General features: G+C 68.7%; 19 protein-coding genes. 3 read left to right on the top strand and 16 right to left on the bottom strand.

The annotated features are described in order from the left end of the window. Positions 1-7: 7 nt before the first annotated feature. Both G6N75_RS08355 and G6N75_RS08360 read left to right on the top strand, forming a co-directional pair. The gene (locus G6N75_RS08355) at positions 8-394 is read left to right on the top strand and encodes a hypothetical protein (protein ID WP_165347890.1); all 387 of its coding nucleotides are present in this window, start codon (positions 8-10) and stop codon (positions 392-394) included. Continuing rightward, on the top strand, positions 391-1,590 hold the full coding sequence (locus tag G6N75_RS08360; RefSeq protein WP_165347891.1) for a hypothetical protein: 1,200 nt from the start codon (positions 391-393) through the stop codon (positions 1,588-1,590). Before G6N75_RS08355 ends, G6N75_RS08360 begins: the two co-directional genes overlap by 4 nt. 69 nt (positions 1,591-1,659) lie before the next feature. Here the strand turns inward: G6N75_RS08360 and G6N75_RS08365 are convergent, their stop codons facing one another. Both G6N75_RS08365 and G6N75_RS08370 read right to left on the bottom strand, forming a co-directional pair. Further along, positions 1,660-2,292, bottom strand: coding sequence for a GNAT family N-acetyltransferase (locus G6N75_RS08365; RefSeq protein ID WP_165347892.1), 633 nt, complete (start codon positions 2,290-2,292; stop codon positions 1,660-1,662). A gap of 71 nt (positions 2,293-2,363) precedes the next feature. After that, positions 2,364-2,519, bottom strand: a complete 156-nt coding sequence (locus tag G6N75_RS08370; RefSeq protein ID WP_165347893.1) for a hypothetical protein — start codon at positions 2,517-2,519, stop codon at positions 2,364-2,366. 170 nt (positions 2,520-2,689) lie between these two features. Between G6N75_RS08370 and G6N75_RS08375 the strand changes: the two genes are divergently transcribed. After that, on the top strand, positions 2,690-3,082 hold the full coding sequence (locus G6N75_RS08375) for a hypothetical protein (protein ID WP_165347894.1): 393 nt from the start codon (positions 2,690-2,692) through the stop codon (positions 3,080-3,082). 11 nt (positions 3,083-3,093) lie between these two features. On the opposite strand, the gene G6N75_RS08380 is transcribed toward G6N75_RS08375, so the two are convergent. The 14 genes from G6N75_RS08380 to G6N75_RS08445 all read right to left on the bottom strand — a co-directional run bounded on the left by G6N75_RS08380 (position 3,094) and on the right by G6N75_RS08445 (position 16,453). Then, positions 3,094-3,441, bottom strand: coding sequence for a VOC family protein (locus G6N75_RS08380; RefSeq protein WP_165347895.1), 348 nt, complete (start codon positions 3,439-3,441; stop codon positions 3,094-3,096). Beyond that, positions 3,441-3,908, bottom strand: a complete 468-nt coding sequence (locus G6N75_RS08385; RefSeq protein WP_165347896.1) for a DUF1579 family protein — start codon at positions 3,906-3,908, stop codon at positions 3,441-3,443. The genes G6N75_RS08380 and G6N75_RS08385 overlap by 1 nt, the downstream gene beginning before the upstream one ends. Before the next feature lie 94 nt (positions 3,909-4,002). Continuing rightward, on the bottom strand, positions 4,003-5,409 hold the full coding sequence (locus tag G6N75_RS08390) for an adenylate/guanylate cyclase domain-containing protein (RefSeq protein WP_165347897.1): 1,407 nt from the start codon (positions 5,407-5,409) through the stop codon (positions 4,003-4,005). Positions 5,410-5,506: 97 nt separating this feature from the next. Beyond that, positions 5,507-6,316: a class I SAM-dependent methyltransferase gene (locus G6N75_RS08395; RefSeq protein WP_206203006.1), complete on the bottom strand. Its 810-nt coding sequence runs from the start codon at positions 6,314-6,316 to the stop codon at positions 5,507-5,509. An 8-nt stretch (positions 6,317-6,324) separates the two neighbouring features. Continuing rightward, positions 6,325-7,500 (bottom strand): phosphatidylglycerophosphatase A, encoded by a 1,176-nt coding sequence (locus G6N75_RS08400; protein WP_165347898.1) that lies wholly within the window; start codon positions 7,498-7,500, stop codon positions 6,325-6,327. Between the two features lies 1 nt (position 7,501). Continuing rightward, positions 7,502-8,515 carry a Tat pathway signal protein gene (locus G6N75_RS08405; protein WP_240901013.1) on the bottom strand — a complete coding sequence of 338 codons (1,014 nt, stop codon included), beginning with the start codon at positions 8,513-8,515 and terminating at the stop codon, positions 7,502-7,504. Next, a complete protein-coding gene (locus tag G6N75_RS08410; protein WP_165347899.1) occupies positions 8,512-9,132 on the bottom strand; it encodes a hypothetical protein in 621 nt (206 codons plus the stop codon). Before G6N75_RS08410 ends, G6N75_RS08405 begins: the two co-directional genes overlap by 4 nt. A gap of 37 nt (positions 9,133-9,169) precedes the next feature. After that, positions 9,170-10,357, bottom strand: coding sequence for an OmpA family protein (locus tag G6N75_RS08415; RefSeq protein WP_165347900.1), 1,188 nt, complete (start codon positions 10,355-10,357; stop codon positions 9,170-9,172). A 95-nt stretch (positions 10,358-10,452) separates the two neighbouring features. Continuing rightward, complete coding sequence (gene rsgA / locus G6N75_RS08420) at positions 10,453-11,508, bottom strand: ribosome small subunit-dependent GTPase A (protein WP_165347901.1); 1,056 nt, start codon at positions 11,506-11,508, stop codon at positions 10,453-10,455. Positions 11,509-11,532: 24 nt separating this feature from the next. After that, entirely contained in the window at positions 11,533-12,258 is a 726-nt protein-coding gene (locus G6N75_RS08425) for an aspartate/glutamate racemase family protein (RefSeq protein WP_346765508.1), read from the bottom strand. Further along, the gene (locus G6N75_RS15300) at positions 12,255-12,812 is read right to left on the bottom strand and encodes a DUF305 domain-containing protein (protein ID WP_165347902.1); all 558 of its coding nucleotides are present in this window, start codon (positions 12,810-12,812) and stop codon (positions 12,255-12,257) included. Before G6N75_RS15300 ends, G6N75_RS08425 begins: the two co-directional genes overlap by 4 nt. A 98-nt stretch (positions 12,813-12,910) precedes the next feature. Then, positions 12,911-13,627, bottom strand: coding sequence for an alpha/beta fold hydrolase (locus G6N75_RS08435; RefSeq protein WP_346765509.1), 717 nt, complete (start codon positions 13,625-13,627; stop codon positions 12,911-12,913). A gap of 74 nt (positions 13,628-13,701) precedes the next feature. After that, entirely contained in the window at positions 13,702-14,571 is an 870-nt protein-coding gene (locus G6N75_RS08440; protein ID WP_206203007.1) for an SDR family oxidoreductase, read from the bottom strand. Between the two features lie 64 nt (positions 14,572-14,635). Then, the gene (locus tag G6N75_RS08445; RefSeq protein ID WP_165347903.1) at positions 14,636-16,453 is read right to left on the bottom strand and encodes a putative nucleotidyltransferase substrate binding domain-containing protein; all 1,818 of its coding nucleotides are present in this window, start codon (positions 16,451-16,453) and stop codon (positions 14,636-14,638) included. Positions 16,454-16,460: the final 7 nt, after the last annotated feature.

The following is a 16,460-nucleotide window of genomic DNA, read 5'->3' on the forward strand; positions in this document are numbered from 1 at the left end:
AACTCGAATGAAAATCGCGATTATCATCCTGGCCGTCCTCGGAGCACTCGCCTCCGGCTTTCTCGGCGTCAGCTGGCTCAACAGCCTGAGCGCGCTCAGCGGCCTGAGCGAACTGGAGCGTGCAACTGCGTATCAAATGGCCGCGGCGCAGGGCCAGTCGCTGGACCAGATGGGCACCGCAGCAATCATCCTGGTGATCGGCGCCTTCGTCGGTCTCGTGGGCGCATTCCTGGCCATGAAGGGCAAGTACCAGCTCGCGGGGGCCCTGTTGCTGGGCGCCGGCATCCTGCCCGTCCTGTTCCAGGGCAAGGCGGTCGTTTTCACCGCCCTGCTGATCGTCGCGGGTGGGCTGGCCTTTTTGCTGCACTCGAAGCAGAAGGCGGTGGCGGCATGAGCGGCAGGCGCACGCTGGCGCTCGTGCTGCTCGGCCTGCTTGCCGGCTGCGGCAGCAGCGCCGACAGGGTGAAGGAGCGCTATGTCAAGGCCTGCATCGCCGGCGGTGACGAGGAGGCCTACTGCGCCTGCCAGGGCGAGGCACTCATGGCCGAGCTCGACGAGGATTCGTTCACGCTGCTCGTCGAGTTCGCCGAGAGCATGGTGGGCGCCAGCGACCAGGCCCAAGGGCAGATCGCCATGGGGGCGCTGTCGAATCCGAGGCTGGTCGCCGCTCTCGACAAGACCGAGGCGACGGGCAGGACCTGCCGGCAGGCCGCCGCGCGGGCGGCCGCGAGCACCGAGGTCGAGGCGCTCATGGCCGCCCGCGAGGAGCGACGCAAGCAGGCGGCAGCACGCCAGTGCCCGCATACGCCGGCGCTGGCGGCGCGGGATCCCAACCAGCCCGTCGACGATGTCGCCAACCTCCGCCCGGGCATGAGCTTCGCCGATGTCGAAGCCCTCCTCGAATGCCGCGGCGACATCGTCAATTTCGACACCGCCGAGGCCTGGGCGATCCGGAACGAGGGGCTGCCGACCCGCCAGTTGCTGCGCGCGGCCAATGGCGACATCTGTCCCGCCGAGGCGCGCCTGGCGGGCGGCGGCGAGTGCGAAGACGGGGGCTACGGCTTCGAGTTGCTGCAGGACGTCAGTGAGGAGTTCATCGTCGCCTTCACCGGGCTGCCGGAAGGGGAGCGGGCCGGCGTCATCTGGCGGCGGACCGTGTTCCCTGCCGACGAGTCCCCCACGGTGACGTCGCTCCAGGAGGCGCTCGTCGCGAAGTACGGCCAGCCGCACCTGGCGGCGAACCAGGAGGGCTACTACAGCCTCGGCCACCGCCCAGGCGCGGTCACCTACAGCTGGGTCTACGATGCGCGGCAGCAGCCGATTCCAGGCGGCGACAGCGCGCGCAGGTCGCGCTGCGTCAACGGGCCGCGGCCGGCCTTCGAGAAGCAGATGAGCTGGAACAGCGCCTGTGGCCTGACGGTGCGGGCCGAGATCATGACCGCCCCGGGCAACACGCTCCTCGCCCGCGAGCTGAACGTCGTGGTCATGGACCAGAAGCGGTTCGATGATGCCGTGAAGCAGTTCAACGTCGACCTCAAGGCGGCCGTCGAAGCGCAGCACCGGGGCAAGGCCGGAGCGCCCGATCTCTAGGTTTTCCGGGGGCTCGTGCCGGTTGAGATAGGGCCGGGCGGTTCCCGCGACCGCCGCGCTGACGAGCGCCTAGCCGGCGCCATCCGTGGCGGGCCGGCGCAGATTCTTGCACATCAGCAGCCAGTCACCGGTGTGGTGGCAGCCCGGGAACCGGGCCACCGGCCGCCGGTCGAGCACCTCGTAGCCGAGACGTTGGTAAAGCCGCATCGCGCCGGCGTTGTCCTCGGCGACCACCAGGCTGGTGGCCGGCGCGCCGGCGGCCCGCGCCAGGAACTCCGCGATGTTCATCAGGAAGGTACCGACGCCGCGGCCGCGGAACTGTGGCAGGGCGGCCACGGCGTTGACGTACCAGCTGCCGGGCGCCCGCGCCTCGAGCTCGAGCAGGGGCCGCACCACCGGCGGTGCAGCGGCCAGCCCGCTGGTGTCGCAGGGATCGGGCAGCGGGTAGCCGAGCAGCATGCCGGCCACACGCTCGTCGACCATCGCCACGTGGGCATGGCGGTGACTGAAGCCGCCTTCGGTGCCCGCGGCGCGGCGCGCCCCGACGGCCATCGGGTCCTCGCCCGGCCCGGCCATCAGCGACCAGAGGTGCAGCGGCAAGCCCTCGCCGGCGGCGTTGAGCAGCTCGGCCAGCACGGGGCCGTCCGCCGGCGCGGCCTTGCGCAGGCGGAAATCGGCGGCGCCGAGCTTGCTTTTCGCCATCGCGTCTCATCACCTCCCGCGTGGCATTGCAGAGTCCTGCGAGTCTACCTCTTCCGCGGCGTGCCCGGCCGTCATGCGGGCGAGCAGCACCTCGTGCGGCCGCGCCCCGCCCCTTCGGCGGCGTCGAGCCGGCGCTTGTCGCTCGACTTGAGCGCGCAGAGCGCAGAGCGCAGCGGATCGAGGTTGGAACCGTAGCCGTGATAGTAGAGCTGGCGCGAATCTCTCATAGTCGTAGCTGTATCCAACATCATCGCAGGTATAGCACACCGTCCTGTGGACAAGTTGTCCACATTGCTTGGCTGGCGCGATCAGTCCTGGCTACTAGACTGTGGTCAGGCGGAGCCAGGGCAGCCACCAACGATCAGTCCCGGACCCCGGTTCGGGCAAGGAGCCAGACATGACCACCAAAGACATCTACACGCTTTTCACGGATGCCCTCGACGTGACCAACCGGGCCCTGGAAAAGCATCGGGACTCGGGCTTCATGAAGGGGCTGGTTGCCGCCTGGGACAAGTTCCTCGACGGTCACAAGGCGGGGGTCGCCATCTATGATGAGGACCCCGAGAAGCCGTTCGACTATTTCACGATCCGCTACCTGAACGAGAAGTTCGAGATCCTGTCGCGCGGCAAGTCCGAGCACGACACGGAGTGGAAGGTGTCGCGTGACTACCTGCAGTCCATCGTGGACAACCCGCAGGAATACATCGACAACCCGGCCAAGCTCGACCTCGACTGGCTGAAGGCACGCCTGCCCGACGCGGCGTCCAGCATGCTGAAGAAGGCAGGGTAGTTCGACGCCGGTCAGCGCTCCGACCACACAGCGAGTTCGTTGCCGCTGGGATCGCGGAAGTGGAAGCGGCGCCCGCCGGGGAAGGCGAACGGCTCGGCGGTGATGTTGCCGCCGGCCTCGTGGACGGCGGCGAGGGAGCGCTCGAGGTCCTGCGAGTACAGGATCACGAGCGGGCCGCCGGTGGGCACTGCAGGCGCCAGCCGCAACCCGCCGGCTTCGCCGCCTTCTTTCCGGATCCCCGCGTAGCCCGGCCCGTAGTCGTTGAATTCCCAGCCGAAGGCCTCGGCGTAGAACTGCTTCGCCCGTTCCAGGTCGGTAACCGGGACCTCGATGTAGTCGATGGCGTGGTGAACATGCATCAGCCGGTCACCCGGGTGTACTTTGCCTCTACCGCCAGCTCCGGCCCGCCGCCGGGTGGGATGTTGTACATCGACAGGGCAAAGCCGCCCTGCGCGTCAGGTTCGATAATGATCTCCCAGCCCCAGTCGGGGCCCGGCGGGGCAGCATAGGTGCCCTTGACCGCGACGACGCCGGTCGGGTCCACGCTGCCCTGGCAAACCATGAAATCGTTCTTCATGTGCCAGGAGTCGAACCACACCGCCTTGACCGCGTGGCTGGCATGATCCTGGCCCAGGATGAGCCGCCCCACCTGCGGGCGCCCATCGAAGGCCCAGGAGTACTCGAGTTCGTTGAACTGTTCGCGCCCGGTCGACCGGATCGCAGCGAGCGATTCCGATTCGCGTACCGGGTCCTGCGGCGAGAGCCAGAGACGGCTGATGGCCTGCCAGTCCCCCGCGAGCCTGCCGAGTGTCTCTATCGCAGCCATGTCCGTGCTCCTTGCCATCCTTGCAGGTCGACGCGGTGGCCACGTCCCGACCTGGTGACCGGCCTGAGACTAGCTCAAACCGCGGCGCGCTGCCTCAAGGGATGACGGCGTACAGCCGCCACTTGCCCGGCACGCCCTTGAGTTCGTGTTCGCCCCGGTCCGCGAAGCCGAAGCCCGAGCCGCCGGAAAGCTCCCGCACGGTGGAAGACACCATGGTCTCGCCGGCGCCGGCCGTCGCCATGATGCGTGCGGCAATATGCACGGCCAGTCCGGCAAGACGCGTGCCGACGAGCTCGCATTCACCCGTGTGAACGCCCGCGCGGAGCTTCACGCCGAGGCCTTCGATCGCATTGCCCGCTGCACGCGCGGCCTCGATCGCATAGGCCGGCGAGTCGAAGCGCACGAAGAAGCCGTCGCCGGCCGTGTCCACCTCGGTGCCGTTGAAACGCGAGATCTCGCGGCGGACTCGCTGCCGGAACTCATCCAGCAGGTTGCGCCAGGCCACGTCGCCCATCCGCCCCGCGAGCGACGTCGAATCGACGATGTCGACGAACAAAAGGGTCGCGAGGACCCGGCGGGCCTCGGCGCGCGGGCGCCGCTCACGCTTGCTGGCGTCGATGCGCATGATCGAGGCGACGCTCCGTGCCGCCATCCCACCTGCGGCAGTTCGCAGCGTCGCCTCGGCCAGGTAGACGTTCGGGGCTGCCTCGCAGGTGGTGACCTCGGCATGAACCCGCTGCCCGTCAGCAGGCACCTGGCGCAGGAACGTGGTCGCGCTACCGAGCATCACGGTGGTGCTACCCGGCCGATGCAGGCTGACGACGCCGGAGAAGATCGCGATATTGGCCAGGGCCCCAATGGCCTGGGCCGAGACCTGGCGCCCGAAGGAGCAGAACCACCCGCTGGCCGGCATCGACAGCGAGGCCCGGTTCGCCTCGATGTCGTGCAGGGAGATGCCATAGAGCGAAGCGACGGGCATGCGAATCCGCCCGTCCTTGAACTGGCGCATGATCTCCAGCCCGTCTTCCCGTTCCATCAGCTCCAGCACCGGACTCACCGCCACCTTGCGCAGGTACGGGTCCGGCGTGTCGTATACCGGCTCCTGCACAGGCGGCATGTTGTCCGGCGGCGGCGGACATGGCGGGCTGATGGGCACCACGGCGCAGTGCAGGGAACCCTGGGCCACGTGGCGCCCGTCCGAATCTTCGACCTGCACCACCGCGTTGACGAAGAGGTTGCTGCTGCTGACCACGCGGGCCCGGCACAGCAGGTTGCCGCGCCCGGGCCAGGCTGGTCGAAACGGATCGAAGCCGAGCCGCAGGGGCAGCACGTCGAAACCGGCCGGGAGTGCCGTGTTGCAGGCGCCCTCCAGCGCGGCGACCATTGGCGCGCTGATCTCCATTTGGCCGATGCCCGCAATATTGGCGTCGTTAGCCGGCATGGCCAGGGTCACGGTGCCGGCGGCGACATGAGTGAGCCGGTAGCCGAACAATCGCGCCATCGGCGTCGCGGGCAAGAGGCCTCGGCTGTAGACGCGGCAGCGCTCGATGCCACTCAGGGAACCTACCCAGGGCGGGGGCGTAAGGCCGCGGACCGGCTCATCTGGAATCATGCCTGGCCTCTGTGCCGTTGCAGTGTCGCGCCCGGACACTGTACACCAGGGGCGCGTGGTGGCCCGCGTGATCAAGATAGAACCTGCCCGGCTCTTTTTCCACGAGCCCCGGCAGGCAGTCGTACGGGCTGTACGGAAATTCGTTCAGCCGCTCGATGCGGAGGCCGGCGCCGACCAGCGCGTTGACCACGCTCGAGAGCGGGTGCGCCCAGGTCGCCAGGCGCGCCACCGCAGCGGCGCCGTTCTCGGTGTAGGTCCCTGCTTCCTCCAGGTCCGGCTCGGGGCGCGTGAAGTACGAGTAGCCGGCGAGCAGGTCGTAGATCGGGTGGAACTCGACCATGTAGAAAGTCCCGCCGGGCGCCAGGTTGTCGGCCACCACCGCGGCCCAGCGCGACAGGTCCGGCAGCCAGCAGATGGACCCGTAGGAAGTGAACACGATGTCGAAGGGCTCCGGGTCCTGGCGGCGGAAGCCGTACACGTCCGAGCAGATGAAGTCGGCCTCGAGCTGCGTTTGCCTGGCCAGGTCCCGCGCCAGCCGGATGGCTTCGGGCGAAAGGTCGACGCCGGTGGAGGCCGCGCCCAGGCGCGCCCACGACAGGGTGTCGAGCCCGAAATGGCACTGCAGGTGCAGCAATCGCTTGCCGCGCACGTCGGCAAGCTCGGCCAGCTCGATCTCCCGCAGCGACGAGGCGCCGGCGAGAAAGCCCGGCACGTCGTAGAACCGCGAATCGAAGTGCGCCCGGGCCCGCAGGTCCCAGCCGCTGCGGTTCATCGCGAGATAGTCGATATCCGTCATCGCCCGTATCAATCCGCCAGCGGGAGCAGCAGCGCGAACAGCCCCAGTTCGATGGCGGCCACCGCCGCGAACAGGCCCATCATACGGCGGAACCAAGCCGGATCCATCCAGTCTTGTCCCATGATATCCCGGTGCGCGGCCAGCCCGTCAGTCAGGATGAAACCCGCAAGCGCGGGCAGCGCCAGCCAGGCATTGCCAGTGACGACAGCAAGACTGACCAGCCCCCGTGATCCGACATGGCCGGCGAGCGCGATCGAGCGTTCTATTAGGAACATGTGCCGAACCCACGCCGAACGCTCCGCCACTTGCCGCCAACGCCTCACAGTGTCGGCATCCGGCCTGACGAGAAGCGACCAGGCACCGAGGGCCAATGTCTCCATGCTACCTGCCGCTGTGGCGTAAAGCAGCACGTCCGCCACTGATAGGTCGCCGCCGACCCAGAACAGAATCGCCACAGCGATCCCGAGCTCGCTCAACCCAGAAACCATCCCGAGCATTCCCGCCTGAAGCCCGGGACTTCGTTGGGCGAGCAGCACCCCGGTCACGGCGGCGAGCGGAAGCTTCACGGCCAGCCCCGCCAACCAGGCGAGCGCACCGTAACCGAGCCAGGCCGGCGCGGCGCCCCCGAAGGCGATGATGCCCAGCGGCAGGGCAGCGGCAGCGCCCAGCGTTGCGGCCATGGAGACACCGTAGCCGGCAGCTGCCGGCAGCCGCCGGAACCATCGCCACCCGAGAGAAACCAGCAGGAGGGCCCAGGCGTTGGCGACGACGTCGTCCATGACCACGCCTACACCGCCGGGCAACGACTCCACGGCCTGCGCCGGAAAAGGCTTGAGGCCATCGAGCACCCGGCTCGTGACGAAGGCCGCGGCCAGCAGCCCGGGGTGCTGGCGGATCGGCAGGCCGAGCGTCGCGACCGGGAACGTCAGCAGCTCGTCGGCGACGATGCGCGCATCGTCGTGCTCCGGAAAGGCGCGGGCGCCGTAACCGGCGATCGGCACCGCGATCGCCACCAGCACGGCGCCGGCCAGCACCTGCTTGCGGATCGGCCAGCCGCTGAGCGCCAGGCTGAGCAGCACGCCGCCGAGAGCGCCGGCCGTCCCCGGCAGGAGCGGCACATGCCCCAGGCCGAAGCCGCTAGCCAGCCAACCTGCGAACGTCGGCAGGGCATCGCCGCCCGTCACGTCAAGGAACGATGACCGCGTCCAGCGGTCGCCTGATGGACATCGGCATGGGGCGCGCCTTGCCGAAGCGGATGACCAGGTCCGGTCGCCGTCCCGGGATGCCCAGCCAGTGGGCGAATCCCGGGCGGGTCTCAGGCACCTCGATCGGCATGTTGAGGTGCGCGTGCCGGATGCCCAGCGCCGTCGCCCGCAAAGCGAACCGTTCGAAGCTGCGCCCGACCTCGATCCAGCCCTCGGGATCCACCCGCTCGGTGACGAACACCGCCAGGCCGGCCGAGGAACGCAGCTGGCGCGCGTACTTCCGGTTCTCCGCAGCTTTGCGGAACGCCAGGTCGAACACCAGCGGGCCGAGCCAGTCCGGCGCGCTCGGGCTGCCCGAGCACTTGCCCAACAGCCCGTCTCCGTGCTCCAGCGCGGCCGCCGGGTTGTAGCGGAGCCAGTCCTTCAGCTCGTTCACGAAGGCGGGGTCGTCCATCTGCGCGCCGTTGCCCGCCTGGATGAAACCCAGCGCCTGCTCCAGCCGGTCGCGGCCGGTGACGAACAACACGTCGACACCGGGCAGCGCCGCGGCGTCGGCGAGCTGCCGCAGTTCGTCGGCGGCGAGGGCGCGGCCGTCGTACTTGCAGCGGGTCGACTGGCGGGCCGGGATGGCCTCGCACAGGTCGACGTCGCTGCGCGCGCCGCGGCCGAGGACGATCCGGGCCCAGGTGCCCGCATCCCGGTCATGCATGACGGCCAGTTCCGCCGGGCGGCCGCTCGCCCGCGCCGCGATCAGCAGGTTCTCGGCCGCGCAGCCCAGCGTGACGTAGAGATGGTGATCGTCGGGGTCGACCACAGGCGTGCGCCGCGAAAAGTCCGGGAGGATGTCGACCGTGTCCGACTGCAGCCTGAACTTCCACGGCTGGGTGTTGTGCGAATTCGGCGCCAGCGTGGCGAAACGGACGAAATCACGCAGCTCGGGCGCGCCCGGCAGCGGGGCCCGGATCGCCTTCACGGCCTTGTCGTAAGCGCTCATGCAACCCCCGGATCGGATCGACGGCGCCGGAAGACCACTGCCAGCAGCAGGCTCGAGACCGGCAGGCCGACACCGTAGCCCAGTATGCCAATTCTCTGCAGTGTCATGTCACCGAGCACGGGCCCGACGGTCCCCACGAGACAGAGAACGCCCGTCGTCCCGAGCGCCCAGCGGGCCGCAGCATGGAATCCCGGGCCGGGGAAGACGGCGGCGGCGCACAGCAGCGACATCCCGAGGAACACGTCCCAGGCCAGGAGCTCCAGCGCATACCCGATGGACGGCCATTCCAGCACGAAGGGACCCGGCTGGCGCCCGGCCGTCAGGGCGACGAAGTGAACGGCGCTGGTCAGGCCGGCCATGATGACGGCAAACGACAGGGCGAGGAGTCCGAACACCTTTCGCGCCTGGGCCGCAATGGCGTGGACCGAAGCCATGACGACGACCAGGAGGAGCGCCGCCAGGAGCGTGAGGATCTCCATCACGGCCAACGCCGGGTCCACCACCGGGTCCTCCAGGCCGACCTCGGCAACGGCCAGCAACACGACCACCAGGTAGGCAGTGCCGACGAGCGCGAGCCCGGCTGAAGACAGGAACCCCAGTTGGCGGGCCGGATCCACTCGATCTAGCTCCCGAGGTTGGTGGTGGGCTGCGCGCTCAGCGACACTCGATCTCTACCCGGCGATTCAGCGAGCGCCCGGCCTCCGTGTCGTTGTCGGCGATCGGCCGGCTTTCCCCCTGGCCGTCCGCCGCGATGCGCGGAGCATCGAGGCCGCGCGCCACCAGCGCCGCCGCGACTGCCGCGGCCCGGCGCTGCGACAGGCCCTGGTTGTAGTCCTCCGAGCCTTCGCTCGAGGTATGGCCGATCACGGTGATCGCCGCCGCCGGCGTGGCCTGCAGCCCGTCGTACAGGGCGTCGAGGTGCGCGTCCGACTCCGGACGGATTGCCGCCGAATCGAAATCGAACCGGATGCCGTGGATGACGGAGCCACAGCCGACGGGCGCAACAGGCCGGTCCGGACAGGCCAGCTTCAGGGCCGGCGCAGGGTCGCCGCGGTAGAGCTTGAAAGGCGCGCCGTTGGTGGACCGGACGCCAACGATGTCGTCGTCACTTCCGACCGAGAGCACGAAAATGCTCGGGACGCCGCTCTTGCTGTCCCGGCCCGTGGCATGCAGCAGGTTGCCGCTGACCGTGCCGTCGAGCTCGCCGGCGCCGTCGAAGCAGCCGCTCACTCGCACGCCGTCCTGCTCCAGCTCCAGCTTCACGCCGCGGCCCTGCCACTTGCCAGTGAATGCCTGCGACAGCGGCGGTGGCTCCTGCTCGCCGAAGCCGGCAATCTCGCTGAACTCGAAGAACGTCTGGTCCCGCTCGACGTTGATCCCGCCCTGCAACGTCAGCTGCACCCACTGCACCGCCTGGTCGGAAGCGGCCGGGATCCTCGTCCACTCGCCCTTCGCCGCATGGGTGCTCAGCGTCGCGGCGCCGAGTTCCGTGAACGGTCCCGCGGGACCCGAGTCCGAGCCTGCAATGCTGACGGCCCTGAAAAACGTCTGCGAAGGGCTCGGGGTTTCCAGCACATTGGGTACCGCGAACTCCTCGAACGTCGTCGGCGCCGGCAGCTCATAGACGAACACGATCGCCGTATCGGGGCCGCCCGGCTTGGGCGTCAGGACGAAGCCGCGCGCGTCGCCGTCGATGAGCTGCAGCGCCTGGTCGAGCCCGACCCGCGCCTCCTGTGCGGCGCCGCCAATCGCGACGGGGAGGGCACCGGCGGCAAACGCCAGCAGGTCGCGCCTGGGCGTGTCCTCGGTCGCGGCGGCCGGCACGCAGAGCGCGAGGGACATGCACGCGGCCTGCAGGAATCGGGCTGGTTTGATTGCTGCGCAGGTCATTCTGGGACTCTCCTCTCTCTGTAGGGCGATCATGCCCCGTTCTCGTTTCACCGCTTTTTTTGTTTCATGACGGAGTTGACGTAACGACCGAACTCCCGGTCCTTCTTGCGCCGCTCGACATAGGACGTGTCGTGATACTCGCTTTCTTTCTTCAGCTTCAGGTAACCCCGATAGCGCGCTTCGCTCAGGGTATGGCTTTCGATGGCGGCGCGCACGGCGCAACCGGGTTCGCTCGCGTGGGTGCAATCGGTGAAGCGGCAGGCCGCGGCGAGCGCGCGGATGTCGGCGAAGCTCTCGTCGAGTCCCTCGCTGGCCCCGAGCAGGCCGAGCTCGCGCATGCCGGGCGTGTCGATCAGCATGGTACCGTCGTCCAGGACCAGCAGCTGCCGGCGGGACGTGGTGTGCGTGCCCTCGCCCGTGGCGCTGACGGCCCGCGTGTCGAGTTCGTCGCGGCCAAGCAGCCGGTTGACGAGCGTGCTCTTGCCCACCCCCGAGGAGCCGATAAGGCAATAGGTCTTGCCGGGCTCGAGGAGCGCGCGGAACTGCTCCAGCCCGTCCCCGGTGGCCGTGCTGATCGGAATCACCGGCGCATCGATGCCCGCGCCGGCGATGGCAGCGAGCAGGCCCTCGATCTCGAGCGGGTCCGCGAGGTCGGTCTTGCTCAGCAGGACGAACGGCTCGATGCCCCCTTCGCGGCAGACCACCAGGTAGCGCTCCAGCCGCCGCACGTTGAAGTCGTACTGGCAGGACTGGACGATGAAGGCCACGTCGATGTTGGCGGCGATCATCTGGAAGTCCACGGTCTTGCCCGGGGCCTTGCGGCGCAGGAACGAGCGGCGCGGCAACACGGCATGGATGATGGCGAGCTCCGGGCCGGCGCGCTCGATGCCGACCCAGTCGCCGACACACGGGAGGTCCGGGCTCACTCCGACCTTGTGGCGGAAGCGGCCGGCGAGCGCGGCCGGCGTCTCGCCGTTCTCGTCCCGCACGACGAAGACGTCCCGGTCGACTGCCGTCACCCTGGCCGCGGCCTGGCCGGGGCGCAGCATCCCTGCCGCCTGCCCGGAGAACCAGTCGTCGAAGCCCAGGTGTCGCAGGTTCATGCCGGATACTCAGTGCGTGGTGCCTCAGGTTACCCGCCCGCCCGGTTGCCTGTCGCCAAGACAGAACTCGACCGCCGCATCCACGTGCAGAGCGGTCGTGTCGAACGCCGGCAGCGGCGAGTCCGAGGGGCGGACCAGCAGCCCGATCTCGGTGCAGCCCAGGACGACCGCTTCGGCGCCCTGGGCGGCGAGGCCCTCGATGACTGCGACGTACTCGGCCCTGGAGCCCTCATTCACGATGCCGCGGCACAGCTCCTCGAAAATGACCCGGTGCACGCGCGCCCGGTCCTCGGTCGGCGGAACCACCAGTTCGACGTTGCAGTGCGCCTCGAGCCGCTCGCGCCAGAACGGCAGCTCCATCGTGTAGCGCGTGCCGAGCAGCCCGGCCCGCCGGATGCCGGCCGCCTGCAGCGCGGCCCCGGTGACGTCCACGATATGCAGCAACGGGATACTCACCGCCCGCTCGATCGCCGGCGCCACGCAGTGCATGGTGTTGGTGCAGAGCACAAGCGCCCTGGCGCCGGCCTGCTCCAGCCCGCGCGCCGCGTCGGCCAGCAAGGCGCCGGCCGCAGCCCAGTCACCCTGTTCCTGGAGCTGCGCAATAGCCGCGAAGTCGACGCTGTGGATGAGTAGCGGCGCCGAGTGCAGCCCGCCCCTGCGGGCCGAGACCGCCGTGTTGATCAGGCGGTAGTACTCCGCCGTCGATTCCCAGCTCATGCCGCCCAGCAGGCCGAGGTAGCGCGGAGTCACCGCAGCATGTCCTCGATCTCGCGGCGCATTTCGGGCGTGATCTCGACCGCGCGCGGCGGCAGCGCCTCCGCGCCGCGGTTGCCGTGCTGCTCGATGTCCTCGATCAGCAGCTTCATGGCGGCGATTTCCAGGACCTGGGCCCGGATGATGTCGTCCGCCAGCCGGCGGACGCGCGGGTCCCGGAGGCTCGCCTTGCGCGCGTTGTTGATGGCGATCGAATGGTGCGGAATCATCGCCTGCATGAAACCGAGGTCGCCGATCACCGCCTGGCTCCGGTTGGCGTACAGGAAGAGCACGCCCAGCAGGGCGGCCACTGCCAGCACCGCGACCTTGGTCCCGACCCCCTGGTACATCGACCACATGAAGGACAGCATCACCACGGTCATGACGCAGCCCATCACCAGCGCGCCAATGAAGCGATTCATGCTGAACGTGGCGTGATCGAAGACGTAGACCATCTGGTACATCAGGAAGAACATGATGACGGTCGAGGTGGCGATCATCGCCGCGAAGCGGCCCCAGCTCATGCCCTGGGCCTGGTGTTGTTGCTCCATGCTCGCTCTCCGGGGGCGTTTGCCTTGCCCAGATACTAGTGCATGGAGCGAAACCCGCCCTCCGGGGCGCTGGGCCGGGCGGCGGACCGGAAAGCTTCTCAGTAAGAGTCGTGGGCAAACGACCCATTGGCGAGAAAGTAGAGGGTGTGCCGGATAGCCTCGTCGTTGCGCATGATGAACGTGTGCGTGGCGCCGATCGCCACGAAGTCCGCCATGCCCTCGACCTTGGTTCGCTCGACGGAGACCTTGCCGTCATCCGGGTTGGGCAGGAACTGGGACAACAGCGGATTCACGGATTCCGTGCCGGCAATGACGCCGACCGGAAAGTCCACGGGACCGAGGCTGGCGGGAAGCCCGTCGGCGCCGGTCCCCAGCTGCAGGCCGGCCGGGCCGTTGACCAGGGCGAAACCCGGCGAGTCCCGGAGATTGTCGACGACTTCGCTGCCCTGGTTGGGCGGCGCGAGCATCACGACGCGCCCGAGATTCTCGATAGGGTGATTGCGGAGGTGGTAACGCACCAGGATTCCGCCCATGGAATGGGTGACGAAATGCACCGCGCGCGCATCGGCGCCCGAGCATTCCGACAGGCCTGCCTCGATGGCCGGCGAGGCCAACCGCGACACCGGGTAGTGGCGGGAGGGATAGTCGATGTTGGCGACGTGGTAGCCCGCGGCCTGCAGCGCTTCAGCCATGACGGACATGGAGTTGGCGGTCCGCGCCAGCCCGTGCAGCAGTATCACGCACTCCGTCGCGCTGGCGAACGGCGGCGCGAACCCGAGAAAGAGGAAGAGCAGGACCCTGGCGCTGGTAGACACTTGCTGGTGCGTCCTTCTGCAATAACCCGGCCCGCAATGATAACGGCTGGTGGCGCGCCTGTCGGAACCCTCGGTCAGGATTCCCGCATCTTCGAGCGCAGCTCGAGGTCCCCGTAGAGACAAGCGGCGGTGGCGCCGCCATCCATAAGGATGTCGCTGCCGGTGAGGAAGGCCCCTTCCGGGGCCATGAGGAGCGCCGCTACCGTGGCCACCTCGTCCGCGGTCCCGGCACGACCCACGGGGCAACCCTCGATCATCCGGCGGTAGCCGTCGCCGAGCGGGCCGGACAGTTCGGCGCGGGAAAGCGGCGTCATGACGATGCCGGGACTGATGGCGTTCACCCTTGCCTGCCGGCGCCCCCAGCGCACCGCTTCCGCCTGCACCCGCAGCGCCTTCCCCCGGTTGGAGAGTTCGTAGGCATGAAGGGTGTCCCCGAGTCGTTCCGCTTGGAGCAGGGGGAGGCTCAACAGATCCTCGGCGGGCGTCATGGCCAGGGCCTCGTCCTCCTCGGGCGTCAGCGCCGGCAGGCGGTGCCCGGCCTGGGATGCAATGACCACCGCGGCGCCCCCGGGAGCCACCACCTTGCCGAACTCTTCCAGCACGACGGCCGTGCCATAGAGGTCGACCCGTACGACCAGTTCGGGCCGCGACATCGAGGGAGAACCGCCCGCCGCGTGGACGAGCCCGGTGACCGCGCCCATTCCCGCTGCCTGCTCCGCCAGCGCCCGGACTGACGGCGGGTCGGTAATGTCCACGGTCGCAGCGCTCACCTGGAAGCCTGCGTCCAGCAGCGCCTGCTCCGCGGCTCGGGCATTCTCCTCCCGCAGGTCCGCGACCAGGAGGTGCTTGCCGGCGCCGAGACGCCGGGCGATCGCGGCGCCTATCGAGCCCGGCCCGATGACGACAAGAACGCTCTTTATAGCGGGGGATCTGCTTTGGGCCATAGCGGGTGCTCGCCGAGTTCCAGGCACGTCCTCATCTGCCTTGCAACAGCACCGTGCGGAAGCATCAGACCTGGTAACGGTTGGACAGCGCTTCCTGCGCCGTGCGCACGATGCCGAAAGCCGAGCGCAGGTAGCGCCGGTGCAGGCCGGACAGCTCGTCCGGGTCGACCAGGTGATTGGGTTTCTCGCCGCGGTCGTAAAGCGCGACCTGGTGGCGCAGGCGTACGTTGCCGATGAAGCGCAGGGCGTGGATCAGGTCATCCGCATCGCGCTCGTTCATGATGCCCTGCTCACCGGCGGCGCGGAGGCGCTCCTCGGTATGGACCGCAGTAATCGCGCCTTCCAGCGCGCGCACCCGGGCCAGGTCGACGATCGGAATCACGCCACGTGTCTTCAGGTTCAGGCCCTGGCTCTTTTCGCCGTCGTGCTCCTGGACGAACTGCCGGAAAAGGCCCAGCGGGGGCCGGTGGCCCATGGATTCGGCCGCCAGGAAGCGCCGGAATATCTTGCTCTGGCTGGCTTGCTGCAGAACTTCGGACTGCAGGCGACGCGGCATGGCCAGGTCGCCCGCCACTCCGCGCATATCGAAAAAGATGCTCGAGTGCATGACCGACTTGGGTTTCGGCTCCAATATCCAGCGTGAAAACGTCTTGCGCCAGTCGGCGTATCCCATGCGCCATTCCCCCTTGGCCATCACTCCGCCGGGGCAATAGACATAACCACATTCATTGAGCCCGTCGCAGACGAATTCGGCCAGTTTCCGGAAATACTCGGCCGCCTCCCCTGTGGGGGATTCGGCCAGCAGCAGACCGTTGTCCTGGTCGCTGATCAGGCCCTGCTCGAGCCGGGCCTGGGAGCCGAAGGCCATCCAGGTCCAGGCCATGGGCGCCTCGCCCAGTTGCTCCTGGGCCAGCGCGAGCAGGCGGCGCGTGCAGGCATCTGTGATCATGCTGGCCACCCGCCCGACTTCGGTCACCTGGCTGCCCAGGCGGGCCATGACGGCCAGCATGCCGGGCCCCTGGCGGCCCAATTGGGCGACCATCGTCGTGTTTTCAGCGCGCTGGATGTCGCGAACCAGCCGCAAGGGGTGCGGTGACTGCTGGCGCAAGAGGTCACCGGAGCTGATCACGCTGGCCAGCCGGCCATCCTCCCCCATCACCGGTAGATGATGAATGCCCAGGCGCATCATCTCGAGCAGCGCGTCCTCGATCCGATGGCTGGTCAAGACCGTGATCGGGTCGGGAGTCATGACGTCCGAGACCGGGCGCTCGGGGTCCACGCTCCGTCCCAGCACCCGGTTGCGCAGGTCGCGGTCGGTGACGATGCCGACCAGGGTGCCGTCTCGCAACAAAGGCGCGCAGCTGACCTGGTGCCTGCTCATCAGTGCGGCCGTCTCGCTGATCGAGCGATCCGGATCTCCGGTGATCGGGGCGCGCAGGGGCAGCTCGCCCAGCCGCGTGGGGCGATAACTACCGGCCTCGCGCAGACGCGCGCCAGGCCCATCGCTGAAAAACCTGGCGAAGCGGGGATGACGCTGGCCCAGGTCTGCGACTGTGGCGGCAGGCAGGTAGAGCAGCTCCAGCTCTTCGCTGGCCTCGACCGCGTAGTCGCAGGCGGCGCCGTCGAAGCGAACGGCATGGCCGAACAGCTCGCCCTCGCCGCGCTGCTCCAGGGGACGGCCGTCGGCCGCCTTGAGCACGGCCGCGCCGGCGACGATGACATAGAGCCCATGATCGCCCGGCTGGCTGAACTGACCGACGGCTTCGCCGGCGTGGAAGTTCATGGTCTGGCCGGCGCCGATCAAACGCTCGATCTCTTCGCCAGGCAGCTCTGAAAAGGGAGCCACATTGGCCAGAAAGGCACGGGAAGCTGCAGGCCGCATGGCGCTT

Source organism: Thioalkalivibrio sp. XN8 (assembly GCF_011058255.1).
In the GTDB taxonomy this organism is placed as follows: domain Bacteria; phylum Pseudomonadota; class Gammaproteobacteria; order Steroidobacterales; family XN24; genus XN24.

What these genes read in the sequence shown, in the direction of transcription:
- G6N75_RS08365 (WP_165347892.1), bottom strand. Translation starts at nt 2,292, where the DNA reads ATGGCGAAAAGCAAGCTCGGCGCCGCCGATTTCCGCCTGCGCAAGGCC.
- G6N75_RS08415 (WP_165347900.1), bottom strand. Translation starts at nt 10,357, where the DNA reads ATGTCCCTCGCGCTCTGCGTGCCGGCCGCCGCGACCGAGGACACGCCC.
- G6N75_RS08375 (WP_165347894.1), top strand. Translation starts at nt 2,690, where the DNA reads ATGACCACCAAAGACATCTACACGCTTTTCACGGATGCCCTCGACGTG.
- G6N75_RS08395 (WP_206203006.1), bottom strand. Translation starts at nt 6,316, where the DNA reads ATGACGGATATCGACTATCTCGCGATGAACCGCAGCGGCTGGGACCTG.
- G6N75_RS08445 (WP_165347903.1), bottom strand. Translation starts at nt 16,453, where the DNA reads ATGCGGCCTGCAGCTTCCCGTGCCTTTCTGGCCAATGTGGCTCCCTTT.
- rsgA (WP_165347901.1), bottom strand. Translation starts at nt 11,508, where the DNA reads ATGAACCTGCGACACCTGGGCTTCGACGACTGGTTCTCCGGGCAGGCG.
- G6N75_RS08360 (WP_165347891.1), top strand. Translation starts at nt 391, where the DNA reads ATGAGCGGCAGGCGCACGCTGGCGCTCGTGCTGCTCGGCCTGCTTGCC.
- G6N75_RS08355 (WP_165347890.1), top strand. Translation starts at nt 8, where the DNA reads ATGAAAATCGCGATTATCATCCTGGCCGTCCTCGGAGCACTCGCCTCC.
- G6N75_RS15300 (WP_165347902.1), bottom strand. Translation starts at nt 12,812, where the DNA reads ATGGAGCAACAACACCAGGCCCAGGGCATGAGCTGGGGCCGCTTCGCG.
- G6N75_RS08385 (WP_165347896.1), bottom strand. Translation starts at nt 3,908, where the DNA reads ATGGCTGCGATAGAGACACTCGGCAGGCTCGCGGGGGACTGGCAGGCC.
- G6N75_RS08370 (WP_165347893.1), bottom strand. Translation starts at nt 2,519, where the DNA reads ATGAGAGATTCGCGCCAGCTCTACTATCACGGCTACGGTTCCAACCTC.
- G6N75_RS08390 (WP_165347897.1), bottom strand. Translation starts at nt 5,409, where the DNA reads ATGGCGCGATTGTTCGGCTACCGGCTCACTCATGTCGCCGCCGGCACC.
- G6N75_RS08440 (WP_206203007.1), bottom strand. Translation starts at nt 14,571, where the DNA reads ATGGCCCAAAGCAGATCCCCCGCTATAAAGAGCGTTCTTGTCGTCATC.
- G6N75_RS08405 (WP_240901013.1), bottom strand. Translation starts at nt 8,515, where the DNA reads ATGAGCGCTTACGACAAGGCCGTGAAGGCGATCCGGGCCCCGCTGCCG.
- G6N75_RS08380 (WP_165347895.1), bottom strand. Translation starts at nt 3,441, where the DNA reads ATGCATGTTCACCACGCCATCGACTACATCGAGGTCCCGGTTACCGAC.